This is a genomic window from Vibrio gazogenes (assembly GCF_023920225.1).
Classification (GTDB): domain Bacteria; phylum Pseudomonadota; class Gammaproteobacteria; order Enterobacterales; family Vibrionaceae; genus Vibrio; species Vibrio gazogenes.
On the sequence record NZ_CP092587.1, the window covers coordinates 845,045 to 864,494 of the forward strand.

At 45.1% G+C, this 19,450-nt stretch carries 17 protein-coding genes; 6 read left to right on the top strand and 11 right to left on the bottom strand.

Going from position 1 to position 19,450, the window contains the following annotated elements:
• Positions 1-584 precede the first annotated feature (584 nt).
• On the top strand, positions 585-1,013 hold the full coding sequence (locus MKS89_RS03910) for a YbaN family protein (protein WP_165614829.1): 429 nt from the start codon (positions 585-587) through the stop codon (positions 1,011-1,013).
• 88 nt (positions 1,014-1,101) lie between these two features.
• Here the strand turns inward: MKS89_RS03910 and MKS89_RS03915 are convergent, their stop codons facing one another.
• The gene (locus MKS89_RS03915; RefSeq protein WP_072962221.1) at positions 1,102-1,716 is read right to left on the bottom strand and encodes an RNA-binding S4 domain-containing protein; all 615 of its coding nucleotides are present in this window, start codon (positions 1,714-1,716) and stop codon (positions 1,102-1,104) included.
• A gap of 316 nt (positions 1,717-2,032) precedes the next feature.
• Positions 2,033-3,574 carry a methyl-accepting chemotaxis protein gene (locus tag MKS89_RS03920; RefSeq protein WP_072962224.1) on the bottom strand — a complete coding sequence of 514 codons (1,542 nt, stop codon included), beginning with the start codon at positions 3,572-3,574 and terminating at the stop codon, positions 2,033-2,035.
• A gap of 347 nt (positions 3,575-3,921) precedes the next feature.
• On the opposite strand from MKS89_RS03920, the gene licT reads away from it, so the two are divergent.
• Positions 3,922-4,773, top strand: a complete 852-nt coding sequence (licT, locus tag MKS89_RS03925) for a BglG family transcription antiterminator LicT (protein WP_077316422.1) — start codon at positions 3,922-3,924, stop codon at positions 4,771-4,773.
• 63 nt (positions 4,774-4,836) lie between these two features.
• Entirely contained in the window at positions 4,837-6,888 is a 2,052-nt protein-coding gene (locus tag MKS89_RS03930) for a glucose PTS transporter subunit IIA (protein WP_072962227.1), read from the top strand.
• Between the two features lie 3 nt (positions 6,889-6,891).
• On the opposite strand, the gene MKS89_RS03935 is transcribed toward MKS89_RS03930, so the two are convergent.
• Positions 6,892-8,181 (bottom strand): anaerobic sulfatase maturase, encoded by a 1,290-nt coding sequence (locus MKS89_RS03935; protein WP_072962230.1) that lies wholly within the window; start codon positions 8,179-8,181, stop codon positions 6,892-6,894.
• Between the two features lie 959 nt (positions 8,182-9,140).
• Between MKS89_RS03935 and MKS89_RS03940 the strand changes: the two genes are divergently transcribed.
• Entirely contained in the window at positions 9,141-10,295 is a 1,155-nt protein-coding gene (locus MKS89_RS03940) for a hypothetical protein (protein ID WP_131814935.1), read from the top strand.
• A 30-nt stretch (positions 10,296-10,325) separates the two neighbouring features.
• The gene (locus MKS89_RS03945) at positions 10,326-12,182 is read left to right on the top strand and encodes an arylsulfatase (RefSeq protein ID WP_072962236.1); all 1,857 of its coding nucleotides are present in this window, start codon (positions 10,326-10,328) and stop codon (positions 12,180-12,182) included.
• Positions 12,183-12,318: 136 nt separating this feature from the next.
• Here MKS89_RS03945 and MKS89_RS03950 read toward each other — a convergent pair whose 3' ends face one another.
• Positions 12,319-13,221 carry a DMT family transporter gene (locus MKS89_RS03950; protein WP_205409160.1) on the bottom strand — a complete coding sequence of 301 codons (903 nt, stop codon included), beginning with the start codon at positions 13,219-13,221 and terminating at the stop codon, positions 12,319-12,321.
• A gap of 218 nt (positions 13,222-13,439) precedes the next feature.
• On the opposite strand from MKS89_RS03950, the gene MKS89_RS03955 reads away from it, so the two are divergent.
• Positions 13,440-14,321, top strand: coding sequence for an AraC family transcriptional regulator (locus tag MKS89_RS03955; RefSeq protein ID WP_072962237.1), 882 nt, complete (start codon positions 13,440-13,442; stop codon positions 14,319-14,321).
• Between the two features lie 80 nt (positions 14,322-14,401).
• On the opposite strand, the gene MKS89_RS03960 is transcribed toward MKS89_RS03955, so the two are convergent.
• The 7 genes from MKS89_RS03960 to MKS89_RS03990 all read right to left on the bottom strand — a co-directional run bounded on the left by MKS89_RS03960 (position 14,402) and on the right by MKS89_RS03990 (position 19,386).
• On the bottom strand, positions 14,402-14,980 hold the full coding sequence (locus MKS89_RS03960) for a P-loop nucleotide/nucleoside kinase family protein (protein ID WP_072962240.1): 579 nt from the start codon (positions 14,978-14,980) through the stop codon (positions 14,402-14,404).
• On the bottom strand, positions 14,977-15,414 hold the full coding sequence (locus tag MKS89_RS03965) for a PTS sugar transporter subunit IIA (RefSeq protein ID WP_077316439.1): 438 nt from the start codon (positions 15,412-15,414) through the stop codon (positions 14,977-14,979). Before MKS89_RS03965 ends, MKS89_RS03960 begins: the two co-directional genes overlap by 4 nt.
• Before the next feature lie 12 nt (positions 15,415-15,426).
• A complete protein-coding gene (locus MKS89_RS03970) occupies positions 15,427-15,690 on the bottom strand; it encodes a hypothetical protein (protein WP_072962244.1) in 264 nt (87 codons plus the stop codon).
• 74 nt (positions 15,691-15,764) lie between these two features.
• Complete coding sequence (locus MKS89_RS03975; RefSeq protein WP_072962246.1) at positions 15,765-16,607, bottom strand: class II fructose-bisphosphate aldolase; 843 nt, start codon at positions 16,605-16,607, stop codon at positions 15,765-15,767.
• Positions 16,594-17,967 carry a PTS sugar transporter subunit IIC gene (locus tag MKS89_RS03980; protein ID WP_072962248.1) on the bottom strand — a complete coding sequence of 458 codons (1,374 nt, stop codon included), beginning with the start codon at positions 17,965-17,967 and terminating at the stop codon, positions 16,594-16,596. The genes MKS89_RS03975 and MKS89_RS03980 overlap by 14 nt, the downstream gene beginning before the upstream one ends.
• A 98-nt stretch (positions 17,968-18,065) precedes the next feature.
• A complete protein-coding gene (locus tag MKS89_RS03985; protein ID WP_072962251.1) occupies positions 18,066-18,356 on the bottom strand; it encodes a PTS sugar transporter subunit IIB in 291 nt (96 codons plus the stop codon).
• A 49-nt stretch (positions 18,357-18,405) separates the two neighbouring features.
• A complete protein-coding gene (locus MKS89_RS03990) occupies positions 18,406-19,386 on the bottom strand; it encodes a 6-phosphofructokinase (protein WP_072962253.1) in 981 nt (326 codons plus the stop codon).
• Between the last annotated feature and the right edge of the window lie 64 nt (positions 19,387-19,450).

Here is a 19,450-nt window from a genome sequence, read left to right on the forward strand (position 1 = left end):
GATAGTATATCTTTCAATTATATAATCTATAACTACATTATAACATTTACACTATAGTATATTTTTAGATATCTATCATGGAAATAGATTTTTCACAATTGTTTATTTCAAATGATTTATCTCTTCATATATACCCAAGTAACCTCAAGATGCAGGATTCAGAGTGTCTTCAATCGGCGTCATTCAAGGAGAATGTCGGCAGGAATGGCCTTCCCATTTCAATGGCATTTGACTCAGAAAGGCGCCGATTGAAGTACTCCCGAAGGGCGAGTTCACTGAACTCAGAGACTGCGTTAGAGATTCTCGCCATAGAATGGCTATGACTCAAATCTCTGCCTTGCCTCTGAGCCCAGTGATTCTCGCTGAAACTGCATCTTGAGGTCATTTGGGTATATGCGGTTCTTTAGGCGCGTGTCAATAATGTCAAAGCACATACGTCATGTACTTTCTGAGTGAGACATGGGAGACTGAACGCAGCTTAACGCTGAGGTAAAATAGCGATGATAAACTGCTCATCTCAACACAGAATGAATGTGGTTGTGATGATCATTGAGCCCGGATCTCGGAGAACGTCGGTAAGAGTGATGACAGAACAGCAGCAAACGAAAAAAGCGTCAGGGATGCATTTATGGGTTTATAAACTCATTGCGATCGTCAGTCTGATTTTGGCGATTATCGGTGTTGTCTTACCGGGCCTGCCTACAACCGAATTTGTCATTTTATGTGCATGGGCATCAGCGAAAGGTTCTCCTACGATTCACCGTTTTTTAATGTCGAAACCCTTTTTCCGTAACATGATAGAAAACTGGCAAAACGGTAAAGTCATCTCCAGAAAGAATAAGATTTTGTCGGCGGTATCGATGTCGGTTTGTTTACTGATTTTATTGTTGCACAAGGTTGCCTGGATCTGGGTGGCGGTATCGACTATCGGTATGTTGATCGGCAGTTACTACATCTGGAGGCGTCCGGAAAAGCTGCCGGACTCTCAGGCCCTCAGCAAAGACGAGCTCTGATCCCTTTGTGCTTTATCATCGGATATCCATCCGGACAGTTGGATGCTGTGCGGATGGTATCAAATATCACCTAACCAATGCTATCGCATCAGAAAAATTTAATCGCACCGCGTCCGCCAACCACATCATGTTCTGTAGGTTCAGATTTGTCCGAGGGCGTATTCTTTTCCGGTTTTTTGTCGGTAAGACGATTATTTTTGGCGGGATTTTTCCCTTGTTCAGGCTGATAATGTTTGCCAATGATCAGCTCATTGTTATTGGTTTTTCCCTGTTTCGATTGATGTGAATTTTTGCTCGCCGGTGTCTTTTTCACGGGGCTATTTTTGCCTTTACGCTGTGAAGTATTCTCTGAAGCGGTTGTTTGAGATGTTTTTTGATGAGACTGATTGGGCTGCTCTTGACCGGGGTCTGCCTGAGATGATTCAGCGACAGGGACATCACAAATGACGAGATAGTATTCACCGTTGAATTCGACCAGATCACCATCGTACATTTTACGGCGTTTACGCAGTTCGAGTTCACCATTAACCACGACATATCCCTCAGCAATGGCATATTTGGCTTCCCCTCCGCCACTGACGACATCCGCTATCTTAAGGACTTTATACAGTTCGATGGGCTGACTGTTGACTTCAATGCCAATCGCTTCGATTTCAATTTCTGTTTCTGCCGCTTCATCAGCGTGGTCTTCATTATTTTGCATCGGTAAATTCTGAGTGATGATTGAAGGGCAGAGTGTATCGGTTTGTCATAGAAAGTGACAATGCTATTTCTCGAAAAGGAGCTTTCGGGGCAGGGATGGTTTAGGAGACAGAGGGTTACGGGGACAGACACTTTTGCACGTTTACTTTGCGTATGCTGCTGCCGATGCAAAGGAGCGGTTGATTTTGGCTAGCAGCGGTTTTGGGATAGCCATGATCCTGAAGATGAGAGCCTCAACATACAAGCGTTGCAAAAATCTGGCAGCGCTTGTATGTTGAGGCTCTCATCCTGTTTGTGTGTGGCGCAGAATACATCTGTTACCGACTGAATTGCTGTACCAGTCGCTGTAAACTTTCCAGTCGTGTTACAAGAATATTGGTTCGATCAACCGATGATGACGAGAGGGATTTTGTTGACTGAATGGCATCATTCATCCGAATCACATGTTCGTTGATCCCTTGAGTCACTTGTACTTGTTCGGTAATGGCTTGTGCTGTGTATGCACTTTGCTCACCGATAGAAACCAAGTCATTCACAATCGCCTCGAATGATTCCTTGCTTTGTTGTGATTTGGCGACGCTTTGCTCAGAAGCTTGCACACCTTCTTCCATTAATTCCCCCGTTTTATTGACGGTGGTTTGCAGTTCTTCAATTTTCGAGCGAATGTCTCCGACAGATGTGCTTGTCTTGGCAGAGAGAGCACGGACTTCATCTGCGACCACGGCAAAGCCGCGTCCGTGCTCACCGGCTCTTGCGGCTTCTATTGCGGCATTGAGAGCCAATAAGTTAGTTTGTTCGGCGATACCTTGAATCATTTCCAGAATCGTTTCGATGCCATGAACGTCATGGTAAAGTTGTTCCAGTGCGGTTTTTGAATGGGTGAGATGCTGACTCAGGAGATGTACGGTGCGGACGGCTTCGTCAATGGTCTGGGTGCCTTCCCGCGCTTGCGCTTGTGCGTCGCTAGCAAATTCAGCACTGTGCTTTGCCTGTTTAGAGACTTCATCAATGGAGGCCAACATTTCTTCGGCAGACACGGCCATCGCACTGGTTGCTGCTTCTTGTCCGTTCAGTTCTCGATCAATCAACTGGCGGTTGTGAACTTCTTCATTGGCTGCCTGGAGCAGCGTGGCGGACGTTTCTTTGGCTCTTGCCGTCGCGGCTCTTAACTCTGCACGCTTCATCATTAGTGCTAACTCGATGCGAGAGAGATCATCACAATACCCTGTATACGGCTGTTCCATGAGAGGGTTGTTGTAATGCTCTTGTGCCAATTCATTCAAGGTTGTCATACGCTGTTTCAGTCGCAATGAACATGCAGCCTGAAGCAGAATCGATGGGATCATCACGCCGAGCATCAGTGGGGCTGATAAAGTCGTAAAAGCAAAAGCGATTAGGGTGAGCAACTGTATCAGCATGAGCCCGAATGAGAGATTCATCCATTGGGTGCGTCTGATGGTGACAGCACCTTTTTTCAAACGACGATAAAGTGATGCCGCCCGTGAAATTTGTGCATCTGTCGGTTGTGTTCTAACGGATTGATACTCGTAGATTTTGCCATCTTTGCCCATGATGGGGGTGACAAAAGCCGAGACCCAATAATGACCGGAATTTTTACATTGATTCTTGACCAGTCCCATCCAGCTTTTGCCGGATTGTATATAGTCCCACAACTGGGCAAAAGCCGCCTTTGGCATGTCATCATGGCGAATGACATTATGGGGTTTACCGAGGAGCTCCGTTTGTTGGTAACCGGCAACCCGGCAAAAAACTTCATTGCAGCAGGTGATATGACTGTCGGGGGAAGTGGTTGAGATGAGACTGTCATTCTCTGAAAACCTGACTCTTTTGTCTGTCATCGTAATCTCTTTATTATCTCTCTATCCGTGATGATGAATGCGGCTTTTCTGAATGAAATAAGCACAGTGATGGGGATGCATCTTAGATTATAATTCTATCAAATAAATGTGACGGAACGTTGATATGGGTCATTAAGTGATCGCTATTGATGCTGTGTCGTTTATGCTGTGCTGGACTGCACAGTTATATGATCTTGCATTGATAGCGTTTCAAATTACATGCTATGTTGACAGAGAACATGGATTGCGAATGCACAAGCATGCAAAACCTGAAGTTTTCGAAACATTTACTACGACTAGTATTGTTTTGAAGTCTTCAGGTTTTTTTATATGAAGAATGGGTTTAGATGAACATGCAGGTTGAAAAAGTACTGAATAATAATGTCATTATCTCTATTGATGAGCATGGACATGAAGTTGTGGTTATGGGCAAAGGCATCGGCTTTCAAATGAAGCAAGGGATGTCGATTGATCAGCAGTTGATTGAAAAGGTGTTTACGCTAGCCAAAACTGACGATAAATCGTTTGACGTACGTTACCACGAACTGCTGGAGAAAATCCCTTTGGAACTGCTTTCTGTGACGGAATCGATTGTAAGCTTAGCGAAGCAAGAGTTGCCGGGACAGTTACATCCGAGTGTCCATATCTCTTTAGCGGATCACCTATTTTTTGCCATCGAGCGAATGGTCAATAATCAGTCGGTCAAAAATCCGATGCAATGGGAAATCCGCCAGCTCTATCCACAGGAATATCGTGTCAGCCTGAAAGCACTAGATTTGTTGAAGGCATCTTCGGGGATTCAGTTTGATGAAGATGAGGCTGGCTTTATCACGTTGCATTTAGTCAATGCGCAGCTCAATGAGGATATGAATAATACGGTCAATGTGACGAATCTGATTCGTGATATTGTGCAGATGATCCAGTACCAGTTGGAAATCAGTCTGGATGAAAAAAGTACCGATTTTCAACGATTAGTGACCCATTTGAAATTTTTTGCGCATCGCTTGATTCATCAGAAGGTTATCGAGTCTGATGATGATTCAATGTTTATCTCCGTCAAAGAGAAGTATCCACAATCGTTTGATTGTACAGAGCGAATTGGTCAGTACGTAGAGAAAAAATATCAACATGTGATGACTTCAGAAGAGATGATGTTTCTGACTGTCCATATAGAGCGGGTCAGACGGGCCGCACTATGATGATGTAGAAAGCATTGGTTAGACAATATGATTGAGAACACATGATGACTGAGAACATATGAAATGAATCATTATCAGGCACTGGCGAGCCAGATTCTTATCTTTGTCGGTGGGGCGAACAATATTAAAAGTGTCACCCATTGTACGACACGTCTGCGTTTTGTATTGAAAAATGAAGCGAAAGTTGCAGATGAAAGGCTGCTTGAACTGCCGGATATTGTCGCGGTGATGAAGTGTTTGGGCCAGTATCATATTGTGGTCGGTGGGTATGTTGTCCAAATCTATGATGAGCTTCAGGTATTGTTAGGCGAACACGTAGAAGATCCGCCTGTTCACGGATTTTTGAACCAATTTATTGATATTATTACCAGCATTTTCACCCCGTTACTTGGACTATTAGCGGGTGCCGGTATCCTCACTGGTATGTTGGCGTTATTTTCATCCATAGGGTGGCTGACCGTTGGGAGTGGTAGTTATCATTTACTGAATCTGGCATCGTCATCAACCTTCATCTTTCTGCCGATTTTTCTGGGCTATACCGCAGCCAAAAAGTTTAAGGGGCGCCCGTTTGTGGGGATGGCCATCGGTGCTGCCATGGTTCATCCTGATATTATCAATACCGCAGGTTTATTTTTTTCACAAAATGGCCCACAAAGTGTTGCCAGCAGTCAGACGCTCGATACGTTTTTCGGTCTGCCCATTTATTATATTGATTATTCATCGAGTGTTATTCCGGTGATACTCGCCACATGGATGAATGCGAAACTAGAGCATTTTCTCGCGAGGTACATGAAATTTTCTTTTGCAGATTTACTGATCCCTGCGCTGTGTCTTGCTGTGACTGTCCCGATGACGTTTATTTTTATCGGCCCGCTCTCATCTTGGGTTGCCTTCGAAATTTCATGGCTGATCATTTCGCTGTATCAGGTTGGCCCGGGAATCGCAGGGTTACTGATGGGGGGACTCTGGCAAGTCCTTGTGGCGTTTGGGATTCACTGGGGAGTTGTTCCCGTCATTATGAATAACCTGTCTGTCTATGGTTATGATGTGTTGGTGCCTTTGTTGATGCCTGCTGTCTTCGGGCAGGCCGGTGCTTGTCTCGGGCTGTTTTTGCGTGAAAAAGACCGTAAGCGAAAAGGACTCCTGGGGGCTGCCACCGTCACCGCGTTTTTTGGGATTACGGAGCCGGCGGTGTACGGGTTTACATTACCCAATAGGCGGCCTTTTCTGTTTGGCTGTTTGGGAGGCGCTTTCGGCGGATTTTTGGTCGGTCTTTATCAAACCAAAGTCTATTCCATGGGCTTCATGAGCCTGTTCACTTTGACACAAATTATTCCTGAACACGGCATTGATGCTACCGTTTATGCCGCCTTAGTCGCCAATCTTATTGCCGCATTATTGGCTGGATACCTGAGTTATTATTTTTCGGGTCAGTTGGTTCAGAAAACATCTGATGTTCAGCACCATGGTGGTATTGAGCAAGCGTTTATGCCAGAAAAAAAGCCAGAAAAAAAGCCAGAAAAAAAGCCAGAAAAAAAGCCAGAAACAAAACGGCCATCCGTGCAGGTCTCCAGTTCGGTCGCTATGACGCTGGCATCACATACGCAGCAACAGCAAATCGCCACCGATGAGTCACCCCAAAGTGTATTGCGTGACACGATCTATTCACCTTTATCCGGGGCGATTCTGCCGCTTGAAGAGTCGGCGGATTCGATTTTTTCAATGGGGATTTTAGGCGCAGGCGTTGTGATTATTCCTGATAGTGGCACTGTGTATTCACCGGTTGATGGGGAGGTCGTCTCCGATTTTAATCACAGCCATGCGATTGGCCTCAAAACGCAGCAGGGCGTGGAAGTTTTTATTCATATTGGTATTGATATGGCCAAACTGGAAGGGATACATTTTTCCGTTGCTTTGCAAAAAGGAACGCAAGTAAAACGCGGACAACCGATTATCTTTTTTGATCATGTGGCGATTTCCGGGATGGGATATGACCTGGAAACAGTGGTGATTATCAAAAACTCAGCAGCGTTTGATGACGTAATATGCCATGTTCAAAAGGGCGATCCGATTGAACATGGCGCGATATTGCTGACCGTTCGGGCCGAAAGTTGACGACTACAGTTGTAGTCGTTTTTTCAACGAGGAATAGGCATTGGTTGCTTTGGCATAAAACAGTTTGAGCCCTGAGCAAAGATAACTGAGCCCGGCTTCACCGTCCGGTGTGCGGATGAAGCGACTTTTCGGGCACTCTCCCCAACATAAATTGAGGAAGAAACATTGATTACAATGTTTTGGCAGAGACTCAAATTTAGCAAAGCCAAACTTTTTCTGCGCTGCAGAAAACACCAAATCCCCTTGATGAGTTTGTTGAATATTACCCAGCTTATATTCGGGATAGACGAAGTGGTCACACGAATAAATATCACCATTGTGTTCAATCGCAACAGCCTTACCGCAGACTTGAGCATTTACACACTTCTGCGGTCCGTGGTTGAACATGATTGAGATGACATTTTCAAATTGATCGACAAAGGTTCGGCCAAAATCACGCTGAAACCATTCATCCCAAATCGTACACAGAAAGTTACCCCAATCGATCGGATCGACACTCCAGTCTGTCACGACGGAGTTTTCATTGCCGGGTCTTGCTGCCGGAGAAGAAATTAAAGGGAGTTTATCCGGATCCCACTGTCCCGGTGCGACTGATTCAAAGTCTTTGGTTTCGATACCGGGGATGAATTGAATGATGTTCGGTTTTACCTGATCCCGGAGGAAGCGATAAACGGCTAACGGTTGTTGTGCATTGTCCCGGTTCACCACACACAGTGCATTAAACGAAATGCCGTATTGGTGAAGCAGCGCCACTTTTTCCATGACTTTTGCATGTGTCGGCATTTTGGTTTTGGTGTAACGATAACGATCATGAAATTCTGCCGGACCGTCGATCGACAGACCGACAAGGAAATCATGTTCCTTTAAAAACTGGCACCATTCATCATTCAGAAGCAGGCCATTGGTCTGTAAATCGTTATACACGATTTGATCCGGGCGCTTATATTTTTGTTGTATGCTGACCACCCGTTTGTAGAAGTCGAGCCCCGCTAGTGTCGGCTCTCCCCCTTGCCAGGTGAAATCGACACTGGGACCGGTATTGGCTTCCATGTATTGCCGGATATGAAGTTCCAGTAAGTCCGGGGCCATTCTGGGACGTTTGGACTGATTCAAGAGCTGCTCTTTATGTAGATAAAAGCAATACGTACAATCCAGATTACATAACGATCCTGTTGGTTTAACCATGTTGTGATAGCTGTAGTAATCATCATCACCGAGCTTTGGTAAGTGCAGGGAAGGCCCCGCTTGCGGTGACGGATCAACAATATTGATGGGGATGGTGTGGTCATTCATGACATGGCTCTCTGAATTATCGTTATTAAAAATGTGGATAAAAAAAACCTAAACAACTCAACACCCGCAATGGATGCTGACTTATTTAGGTTTTGCCTGATATGAACAGTAACAATCCTAGCTTTGCTCTCATCTTTATCGGCCGTGTCTTTCAATCATTTCATGCTAGCCAAGACGATGTTGACAGACATGATGATTGGAGGACTGCGCCTGACTAAGAGCATAAACATACCCACCCGTAGATAGCAACATCTGTGACGAGGTAAACGCTGTATTTGATCACAGATATCATATTGCAGTCGTGTTTTTTGGGTTGTTTATCACATAAAGGTGGCTGTGCTATTGGTGTATTACATAGTATTGAGCATGTTTGGATATCAATCGTGACCGGTCCGTATTTTGGCCTTAACCACCGATAGTTACGAGTATCATCCTCAATTTGCCGAAGTGCCGGTTCTGAGCATGCAAGAGCGAACCTTTCACGGCTATGAGCGAGCCAATGGCGATCTTCCAATCGTGCGAATTACATATTGTTTTTTTGGCCGTGTAGGAACAATACTGTTCGATACTGACTATTGTTCAGATTGATTTCTATACTAAATGATCGGATTCACAACTCTCATTTGATCGTATTGACCAATAGAATAAGCAGAATTATGGTGTGGCTGTTAATCAATGCATTATTAAATCCAAGGCAATTGATCACCTTGGTAAGCCTATGAGGCTAAAAGAATTGTTATCGCGAAAGCGAGCAAAACCTGATTTCACTCATTCCGAAATAGTATTTGGTGAGTGGTCAGGTTTTTTTTATACATAAAATTCAGTTTTTCGTTATTTCTCGGGATTGTTACCACTGACAGGGCAAAACCTAGAGAGACCCAACCGTATGGCATTTGGGGCTCTCTGGTTTTTTTTATCAACATAAAAAATAATAAAATTCAACACGTGAAGGACTTACGATGAAAAAGAGAACGCTTACCATGCTTATCCCACTGCTGCTTTCCTCGGCCGCATATGCAAAAAGTGACACCAATCCATGGGATTCAGACGTGGTCGAAAACTATCTGAATCCGAATAAAGGGGCTGAGATTAGCAAAATCAGTGATCCTGAAAATAATTCGCGCTGGTATGCAACTGTACGTCTTAAAGGTAATGCTGAAATAGCTCGCGGTGATTCCGCTAAGAATCGCGAGAGTGCTTATTTACAGGGTAATCTACGTTTGCGTGGTAAAACCATGCTGACAAATGACGTGGGTTTTATTGGTGATTTCTGGCTCAAAGTGCAGGAAAACCACCGTAGAGTTGACGGTGTGACCGTCAGTAACTTTGAAGGTGATTTGGAAGATCGCGTTCTTTGGGAACAGTTTCGTTTTGGCTTTGAGTCGGACGAATACGGTGCACTGATGCTCGCTAAACATACGGCAACTTGGTCAGTGTTTGCTACCGATATCGGTGTTCAGGGATTGTACGATACCCAGGGGGATGCAGGTGTTAAAAACTCGGACAAAATCATTTATAAAAACCAATTTGATAATAACCTCTTTTTAAATGCGAGTTACGACACTCAATCCTACATTATGGGGGTAGACCTTGGTTATCAGACGGCTGATTTCTATTCGTATGCCCCTGACTCATATGGTGTTTATGTTTCTGCACACAATGGTCAGCCGACGCTGGAAAATGGTGCCGGTAACTTTATTATGGGTAACGCAAACCCTAACGGAAAGGTGAACTCAGATTCCGGACGGCCTCGTAACAGTAAATCTGAATATACCTATAGTCTGGTGGGTTATAAACAATTTGGGTTTAAGCATAAAGTGGCGGCCAACATTTCATATTCTAAGATGGCCAGCAATGAGAGTGCGAGCCTGATTGAAAGCCGTGGTTATGCGACGAAAGGGCTTGGACTTTCAGGGACGGTCAGCTACCAGATGTTCCCGGACGGATTAACTGGTTTTTCTCCGGTCGTGACTGTTTCCCAGGATGAATTTGGGACCACGGCTGCGCCTGAGCTCCAATACTTTATTAAACCTTACATGCGTGTTTGGGCTGCACACGTATTTAACTCAAGTGGTCAGGACGTCAGTAAAGTCGAGTTCCAATTTGATTTTTAAAGGTATGTAATTCGTTTAAAAGGACAGAATATGAAAACCAATCAACTCAGAGAAATGATCTCGCATCATTTTGGTAAAACCAAAAATTCATCAGCGGATAAGCATCCATTGTGTGCGGGAATAAATGCGGTTGCCAAGAAACAGCTTTTTAATGTTTTTTCCGTGGTAGCACTGGCTTCGACGATGACGATACCAAACATGGTTGAAGCAGCGCAGGCACAAGCAAAAGAACAACATCAGCCGAATGTGATCGTTATCCTGCTCGATGACGTCGGTTTCTCCGATATCGGCGCTTATGGTTCCGAGATAAAAACGCCAAATATTGATGCTTTGGCTGAAGCGGGGATTCGTTATAATCGTTTTGATACCAATGCCATGAGTGGGCCGACTCGTGCTTCATTACTGACGGGGCGAAACGCGCAAACGGTTCATATGGAAGATCTACCGCCTAAACACATCCCTGGTCTTATGCCTGCTCCTGGTCCGGCTAAAGATGTGCCATTGGGGAGCGGCCCGGCCAACAGTGGTGAATTGCCTCTGAATGCCCAGACAGTCGCAGATGCTTTCCGTTCTGATGGTTATGCGACTTACGCCTTGGGAAAATGGCATCTGGCTCCGGAGTATGCAGAGGGGAACAAGTGGCGTGATCGTGAATTCTGGCCCTTGAAAAAAGGCTTCGACTATTACTATGGCTTTATCAGTGGTCACGCAGATCAATGGCATCCTAAGTTGATGGAAAATAACGATAAGATCCCAACACCCCAAATGCCGGGTTACCACTTGTCTGTGGATCTGACTGATCATGCTATCCATCTGATGGATGAGCACAATCCCAAACCGAAGTTTCTGTACTTCGCCCTAGGGGCAGCACACGCACCTTTGCATGTACCCAAATCATATATTAACGCGTACAAAGGTCAGTATGATCTGGGCTGGGATAAACTGCGTGAGCAACGGTTTAAACGTCAGAAAGAGCTTGGCATTATCCCGGCAAATACAGTACTGCCGAAACGGGAGAAAGGTGATCTGGCCTGGGCTTCTCTGACTGCTCAGCAAAAACGAGTCTATGCTCGGTTTATGGAAACGTATGCTGGCTTTCTCACCCATACGGATGAACAGATTGGTCGTCTGATTCAGCATCTGAAAGATACCGGTCAATACGACAATACGATGATCGTATTTGCGTCAGATAATGGTGCCGCTTCGGAAGGTACTCAGAAAGGGGGCTTCTATCAACCATATATGGATAAAACGACGGTTGAACAAATGGATGCCGATCTGGATAAAGCGGGTGGTCCGGAAACTTATATGTTGTATCAGCGTCCTTGGGCATGGGCTGGTGCTACGCCATTTCGTCGTTACAAATTGTGGCCATTTGCCGGTGGTGTGAGAACACCGCTTATCATCTCATGGCCTGGGCATGTGACTGATCCGGGGTCGATTCGCCATCAGTATGTCAATCTGATTGATTTGGGACCCACAATGCTCGAGGCTGCGGGGACTCAATTTGCTGATAAAGTCGATGGTGTTAAACAAATTCCGGTGGCAGGTAAATCAATGTTATCGACTTTGACCGACAAAAGTGCGAAAACCCGCAATGTTCAGTTTTTCGAAATGCGTGGTCAGCGTGCCATTACGCAGGGGAAATGGAAGGCAATTGCGATGCACAAACTCGGTACCGAATTTGCTGATGATCAATGGGCTCTGTTTGACACTGAAGCTGATTTTTCAGAGTCGAACAACCTAGCGAGTAAGTATCCGAAAAAAGTGGCAGAGCTGAAAAAACTGTGGTGGTCAGAAGCCAACAAGTACAGTGATCCTGCGGTTATCAGGCCGTTTAAGTTGTTGTACCAGTTCAACCATATGGATGACGCATTCGGTGATTAATCCTCCAGCATAAAATATATGTCAAGCGAGTTTACCGGGGGAGCACCTCGGTAAACTCAGTATTTCAAGGGATATTATCCTGATATTGATGCAATCAATACGAGTAGATTCATTGCCCAACAGTTTTCACGATGTATCAAGCTATATTGGTTTTAGAACGAGGATTGGTTTTAGAACGAGGCTTCAGCCGTGTCTTCAATCTAACAAACATCACCAGATTACCGGACAGAATCAGTACTAACCCAACGATGGCGGTTTCCGTCCAAACATAACCTTCAAATAGCGTCGATATCGATAAAGCAACTAACGGGAATAAGATGGTCGCATAAGCCGCAGCCCCGGTCCCGATACGCCCCACAAGAGCAAAGTAAGTACCAAAACCAATCACGCTACCAAAGATGGCCAAATAGAATAAAGCACCGATATAGCTCACCGTTGTTTCAAGGGTGAAATGCGTGCGGGTGACAACAATGATCAGTAACATGGTCAGCGCGCCATAGAGCATCGCATACGCATTGGTTGACAACACATCGAGCCCTCTTTTTTGATGGCGGGCACTGATAATATTACTGATCGAGAAGCCGTAGGTGCCCAGTAAGCACAAAGCGATACCGATCAGTGTTGCTGTATCAAAATCATTGGCTAATAACGTCTCCCAGAAGAGACAAATGATGCCGACAATACCGATAAAACTGGCAAAGGCGAGCCGATAGGTAATCCGCTGACCGAGAAAGAGCACGCCATTGATTGCGTTAAACACAATCGCCATTGAGAATAAAACCGATTCTAACCCACTGTTGATATAGTGATTGGCGGAATAAAAACATAAGAAGTTAAAACAGAAGACGCATAATCCTTGCAGCAGACAGAAGAGATGATCGCGTCGCCTGATGGATTGCAGTTTCCCTGAAAATTTCAAGATGCCAATCAACAAACAGGCAGCAATTGCAAAGCGATAAAAAACCGAAACCATCGCTGGTACTTCGCCTGTTTGTAGCGCAATCGCAAACCAAGTTGTCCCCCAGATGAGGACTGTCATGATATATAGTGAACCGTTGATCATATAATTGTATTCATCTTAACTGTGGTGAGACCATTTTAATGGCGTTGTCATCATGGGGATTACAGCGGCTTGCTGATGATTTACATATTCTTGCGGATTTCTGAGGATGGTCTCGCCGGGATGGGTTTACTTGCCCTCATGATCCCCCATACACTAGTTAAGGTTTAACGATGATATACCGGAGAAGATGAGCCATGTCTAAGCCGTACCGGATGATTGAATGTTTGCAGCAGTATCAGGCGGAGCAGTTAGATACCACGATTCTGGAGAACGGGATCGGGATGTCATCTTGGTATAATCAACATGCGCTCGTTGATGTCGATTCCCCGGATCACCATACATTGAGTTTATATACCAAGGATGGTTACCAGTCTTTCCTGAAAACCCCGCATGGCTGGCGTAACGGTGGGCGGCCTGATCGGCTGTGTTTAATGCCTAAAGATTACTCGTCTGTGTGGGATATTCGTGGGGCAATATCGTTTGTTCATTTCTATTTTACAGACCAGCATTTAAGCGATGTGGCGGAATCGGTTTGGGACAAGAGCCCATACGGGTTAAGTATTGATGAACGCATCTTTGCCGATGATCCGCAAATCACCACGCTATATCGACAATTCCTATTGAATCTGAGTTGGCATGATTCGGCTGACCGCTTAGCGCTGAGTTCAGCGACAACCTTGTTATTAACCCACTTAGTGCGCCACTACACCAATTTTAAATGGCATCCGCTCCCCGTCACTGGTGGGCTTGCGCCTTTCCAGCTTGCCAGAGTCAAAGGCTATATTGACGCGAATCTGAGTGCCAATATACAACTCTCGGATTTGGCGGCAGTCGCAAATTTAAGTGAATATCATTTTGCCCGGATGTTTAAACAGTCTGCCGGACTGACACCCCATCAATATGTGATGCAACAGCGCTTACTGTTGGCGAAAACACTGCTGAAGAAAACCGATCTATCTTTAGTCACCATCGCTTTACAGTGTGGTTTCAGTTCATCGGGGCACTTTTCCAATCGGTTTAAACTTGCCAGCGGGTGTACCCCAAGCCAATATCGACAAAATTATATAACCCGGTAATCAAGACTGAAGCGTGGATTGCTCTGCCACCGGTTTGGTGTCGATGCCCCACGGAGGCAGGGCGTTTGATCAGGGTTAATTTAATAGTTGATGGTTTTCTTAACCGGTGACTTCTTGACCTGTGACAAGGTTGCCATCAGGGCGGTGATCTCAGGCAACAGCTTGGCGTGACTCGGCGTATCATCCTGATCCAGCCAAATCAGCTTACCAATGTTCATCGGTTGCGCTTTCCGAGCTAACGTTTCAAGTTCGGGCAAATATTCCGCACCGGGGTGGCCTTTGCGTCGGTAGGGCAAACGCTGCTTATAACGTTCAACGACGGTCTCCGGCGACACTTGGTTCCACACTTCGATTACATGGTGAACATCGGATTGTTCGACATACTGGAGCAGTTCTTCTCTAGGGCGGAAACCAAACCAGGCATCGACCACATAAACACATTCGTCCGGGGCCTGAGCTATCGTGTTCCAAATCACTTGATAAGCGGCCTGACCGAGTTTGCGGTTGAGTTTGCGGTCCACATCGTGGTACAGCCCCATAAACGGCTCTTTAATGGTATCGATCGACAGATAGGGACAGGTGAAATAGTCGGCAATTTGAGTTGCCGTCGTGCTTTTGCCTGAAGCTGGGATTCCATTAACAAGAATGACAGTTTTCATAGTAAATTCAGCACCTCTTCTTTCGTGGTCGCGTGTTTTAATTGCTCTCGTGTCTTTTCATCACTGAGCCGCTCAAAAATCGGTCGTAGTCCCTGTTCAATATGACTATGACTATCTAAAGCACATAACATGATAATGAGATCAACTTCAGGGCTTGATTGAATGGTAATCGGGTGTTTGAGTGTCACTAAACTAAAGCCGAGTCGATTCACGCCGTCCTCGGGTCGTGCATGGGGCAGTGCAAAACGTTCGTCTTCGAATACGTAATAAGGGCCGGTTTCTTCAGTCGTTGTTTTAATCGCATTTAAATAAGAGAGATTAATAAATTGATGCTCCAACAGTGGACGAGCGGCGATATCGAGTGCATCTCGCCAGTCTTTCGCCTCCACTTGTAATTGGATCGCATCGGCTTCAACTAAAAGCTCTTTCAGCATAATGTTTCCTTCTCAGAAATTTTTTCGCGCCGTATTTCTCAGCTCATTCATTTTGTTAAACACATCGTTGACGTTATTTTTGTATGACGGAACTTGCGCATAAACCGAGGCCGCTTGGGTGTATTTCACCAACAGGGTTTGTTGGAGCGCGATATTATCCGGTTCTGCGGCGTAGCGCTCTTCCAGTTGCAGGATGTCTTGATGAATCGCGTCGGCCTGATTTTCGTTGACCTGACTGGCTGCATGATTGGCGAATAATTTTTTCAGGAATTGCATATGTGCCCCCTTAATTGCCCCACCGAAGCGGGGCTGAGTATGATGATTTAAGCGACATAATTCATTTAAGAGATTTATTGAAATAAGCGCATTTTTTCAGCAATCACTTCTCTGACTGCTTTACGTGCCGGAATAAAGAACTTACGCACCGAGTCATCGACTTTGCCGCTCGAGAACGTATCCTGGCAGTGTTTGACCCACTGAACATTCATCTCGGTGCCGACATTGACTTTATCCATACCGTGACGGATGACATAACGCATATCTTCATCACTGACCCCGGTGCCGCCATGGAGAACCAGTGGTTTGTCTACGGCTTGATGGATCTCTGCCAACAGTGCGTGCTGAATATTGGTTTTGGCCGTGTAGGAACCATGTACCGTCCCGATACTGACCGCCAGCATATCGACGTTAGCCTGACTGACAAATTCCGTTGCTTCTGACACCGAGGTAAAGGCGATATCACTGTCTGCGATGGCTTTACCATCTTCCGCACCACCAATAGCGCCTAATTCTGCCTCGACAGTGATATTGAACTGATGGGCGTAATCAATGACGATATTGGTATTGGCAATATTCTCGCTGAGCGGCAAATGAGAGCCATCGTACATCACACTGCTGAAACCACTGTCGATGGACTTTTTGATGTCATCGATATTGGAGCAGTGATCCAGATGTAAACAGGTTGGCACATCGTGCGTTTTCGCCAAAGATTTGATGGAAGCCACCAGTAACTCACGACCTAAATACTCCGCAGTCCCGGTTGAAATTTGGAGCATCAGTGGTGAGTTGGTATCGAGCGCTGCTTCGAAATATGCGGGAAGCATTTCAAGACAGTGGACGTTAAATGACCCCACCGCATGAAAACCACGCTGTTGTGCAATGGGCAAGAGTTGTTTGAAATTAAGCAGTTTCATTGGTGATATCCTTGTTATCTTCAGAGCGAGAAAGTGACCTGTTCACGAAATAGGTAATCGCGATGACGAATGCGATGAACGTCACGACAAATCCCCAGTTGCCGTTGAAGGCGTTGCCGAGTAGCAGACCGGATGAAATGACATCGGAGTCACTGAAGGTCACACCGACAAATCCATAGGTTTCAAGTAGTGGGATGAGGATTGCGGGCAAGAAAGTGATAAACAAACCGTGGACCACGCCACCGATGATTGCGCCACGTCTGCCGCCCATCGCGTTACCGAAAATGCCAGCCGTACCACCGGCGAAGAAGTTGGTTAATAATCCCGGCAGGATCATGGCGAGTCCGAATACCGGGAACAGTAGCATCCCAATCACAGTGCCCACCGTGGTGGATAAGAAACCTAAGATGACGGCATTGGGTGCATAAGGAAACAGCACCGGACAATCTAACGCAGGTTTCGCATTCGGCACCAAACGCATCGCGATACCTTGGAACGCAGGGACTAATTCTTGCAGTAATAAGCGGACCCCGGAGTACAGGACAAATACGCCGGCGACAAAAACCATCGCCTGCATGAACGCGTACATCAGGTAATTCATCCCATTCGAGTATTTCGCAATGTATTCCGGACCGGCGGCTAATGCCGGGATGAGGTACATCGGGATCATCACGACAGCCATCGACAGATAGGTGTCATTCAAGAAAGAGAATGCTTTCGGCAGTTGGATGTCTTCGGTTGATTTGGAGTTTTTGCCGACTACTTTCGCGACTGCGGCTTGCACCATATAACCAATGGTACAGAAATGCCCCAGTGCGATACTGTCGTTGCCTGTGATGCGCCGGACCACGGGTTGTGCAATAGCAGGCATCGCGACAGCCATAATGCCACCAAAGATCCCACCGGTCAGAATCAGGGGGAGTCCGGTTAGTCCGGCTTTATAGCCAATGACTGCGCCAATGGTACTCATCCATAGCAGCGCCTGACCGGTGAGGAATATATATTTCCATGGCGTGAATCGGGCAATCAGTATATTGGTGGCGAATATGACGATGAGCGTTAAAGCCACTTCACTGCCTAACTGTTTGTTAGCAACACCGGCAATGGCGGCAACATCAGTAATATAGCCCTTCATCCCGAAGCCCGTGGTAAATATTTGGTTTAAAAAGGTGAGGGTTTCGACAATAATATTAATACCAGCCATCATGACTAAAAAGCCAAGCATGGTTTTAAATGTACCTTCAAAAATTTTACCGTAGGTTTTTTTCTGTAATATCAAACCGATCATTGCAATAAATGCAATCAGTATTGATGCCTGACCTAATAAGTCTTTTACAATAAATTCGAAAAAGGCGCTCATAAGATGTGCTCCATTTTTAATCAGTAGGGTGCCATAGCTTAATTTTTAATTAAGCTATGTTTGGGGGTTATATAAATAAAATGAATAGAGAAATATTATTAATGATTAAAAAATTTATTTAATTTCTCTTCCATTTCATTACTGTCTGTAAATTTTTGGATAGTAATTATCTTTTCTGCATCCTCAGGAGAGGCGCTTGCTTTTATTGCGTCGGAGAATGAACTTGAGGTAATAATCGCATCAGGTTTTAATGCTAAAACTTCTGACACAGTTGTATGGTTTAAACTAAAATCAATACCGAGTTTTTCCAGTATCGGTTTGGCTGTCATTTCTAACGCAAAACTAGAGCCCAAACCACAACCGCATACACACCATATATTATAAGTCATGAGTCAATCCTTCTTCATGTTCTACCTTTCATCACGTTATATTATGTTTTCATATAATTTCTAATTGTTTTGCTAGTTTAAAATAGTGGCCTTCCTTATCAATTGTCCGGTTTTGCATTGTGTTGAGATCCACCGGTATTGGTTTATTGCTGGCGTTGATGACAATGACTTTGTTCGCCATGCCACTTTTTATACAACGTACGACTTCGCTGGCAGCAATCGTACCTTGATAAATCTCTTCCGTTGTCGGGTTGCCATTTCTTAAGCCAAAACCTAATGTTGTTTTTCTGATTCGGATACCAATTAAAGGTTCTAGTTGTTCGGCAACCGTATCAATCGAACCCTGAAATCCCGGCGTATATTCATGGGTATAACTTTCGGCACATAAAATAATCACGCTGTTTTGAATGGCTAATTTATCTTTGACCCGACTGGCTAATTCCTCAGTCGGAATCATATGTTCCGGAATCAGTGCGAAATCAGCATTCGATTTTATTGCCGACTGGAGCGTTAATTCCCCGCAATATGCACCAAGCACTTCAACCATAAATACCCGATTCGGTAATGCCCGACCTGTGTTCCTTAATTTTGTGACTTCATGTAATACTTCTTCACAGGCGGTTGAAAATCCAATCGTATATTCCGATCCTTCTAGATCATTATCCACCGTCATGCCGACGCCAAAACAGTTCACCCCATATTGACTAAGTTTATGGAGAAACTTCATCGATCCGTCACCGCCAGCTAAAATAAGCACAGATATTTTTTCTTTTTTTAAACGACTTGCAATGAGGTCATACTCTCTGGGATTTAAATGCCGTTCTGAACGACCCGATGAAATAATCGGCATTGAAGAAATCGAGTAATCAATCAAATCACGATAGCTGATATCGATCTTGCTACCGTTCAGCAACCCGTAGATACCGCCATTAAAAATAGTAATATCCGCACCGGACAGTCTAGCCACCTGAAATATAAAGTTATTGATACCGGCGCCATCTCCGCCACTAATCACGATACCAATTTTCATAGATTTCTCCTTATTTTGTTATGGTTTGATTATTAATTACTCAATAAGGGTTTGTTGTGATCTA

Coding starts and splice junctions, on each gene's coding strand:
- licT (WP_077316422.1), top strand. CDS start 3,922: ATGAACATGCAGGTTGAAAAAGTACTGAATAATAATGTCATTATCTCT.
- MKS89_RS03960 (WP_072962240.1), bottom strand. CDS start 14,980: ATGAAAACTGTCATTCTTGTTAATGGAATCCCAGCTTCAGGCAAAAGC.
- MKS89_RS03910 (WP_165614829.1), top strand. CDS start 585: ATGACAGAACAGCAGCAAACGAAAAAAGCGTCAGGGATGCATTTATGG.
- MKS89_RS03940 (WP_131814935.1), top strand. CDS start 9,141: ATGAAAAAGAGAACGCTTACCATGCTTATCCCACTGCTGCTTTCCTCG.
- MKS89_RS03915 (WP_072962221.1), bottom strand. CDS start 1,716: ATGCAAAATAATGAAGACCACGCTGATGAAGCGGCAGAAACAGAAATT.
- MKS89_RS03990 (WP_072962253.1), bottom strand. CDS start 19,386: ATGAAAATTGGTATCGTGATTAGTGGCGGAGATGGCGCCGGTATCAAT.
- MKS89_RS03975 (WP_072962246.1), bottom strand. CDS start 16,607: ATGAAACTGCTTAATTTCAAACAACTCTTGCCCATTGCACAACAGCGT.
- MKS89_RS03945 (WP_072962236.1), top strand. CDS start 10,326: ATGAAAACCAATCAACTCAGAGAAATGATCTCGCATCATTTTGGTAAA.
- MKS89_RS03950 (WP_205409160.1), bottom strand. CDS start 13,221: ATGACAGTCCTCATCTGGGGGACAACTTGGTTTGCGATTGCGCTACAA.
- MKS89_RS03965 (WP_077316439.1), bottom strand. CDS start 15,414: ATGCTGAAAGAGCTTTTAGTTGAAGCCGATGCGATCCAATTACAAGTG.
- MKS89_RS03930 (WP_072962227.1), top strand. CDS start 4,837: ATGAATCATTATCAGGCACTGGCGAGCCAGATTCTTATCTTTGTCGGT.
- MKS89_RS03985 (WP_072962251.1), bottom strand. CDS start 18,356: ATGACTTATAATATATGGTGTGTATGCGGTTGTGGTTTGGGCTCTAGT.
- MKS89_RS03920 (WP_072962224.1), bottom strand. CDS start 3,574: ATGACAGACAAAAGAGTCAGGTTTTCAGAGAATGACAGTCTCATCTCA.
- MKS89_RS03935 (WP_072962230.1), bottom strand. CDS start 8,181: ATGAATGACCACACCATCCCCATCAATATTGTTGATCCGTCACCGCAA.
- MKS89_RS03980 (WP_072962248.1), bottom strand. CDS start 17,967: ATGAGCGCCTTTTTCGAATTTATTGTAAAAGACTTATTAGGTCAGGCA.
- MKS89_RS03970 (WP_072962244.1), bottom strand. CDS start 15,690: ATGCAATTCCTGAAAAAATTATTCGCCAATCATGCAGCCAGTCAGGTC.
- MKS89_RS03955 (WP_072962237.1), top strand. CDS start 13,440: ATGTCTAAGCCGTACCGGATGATTGAATGTTTGCAGCAGTATCAGGCG.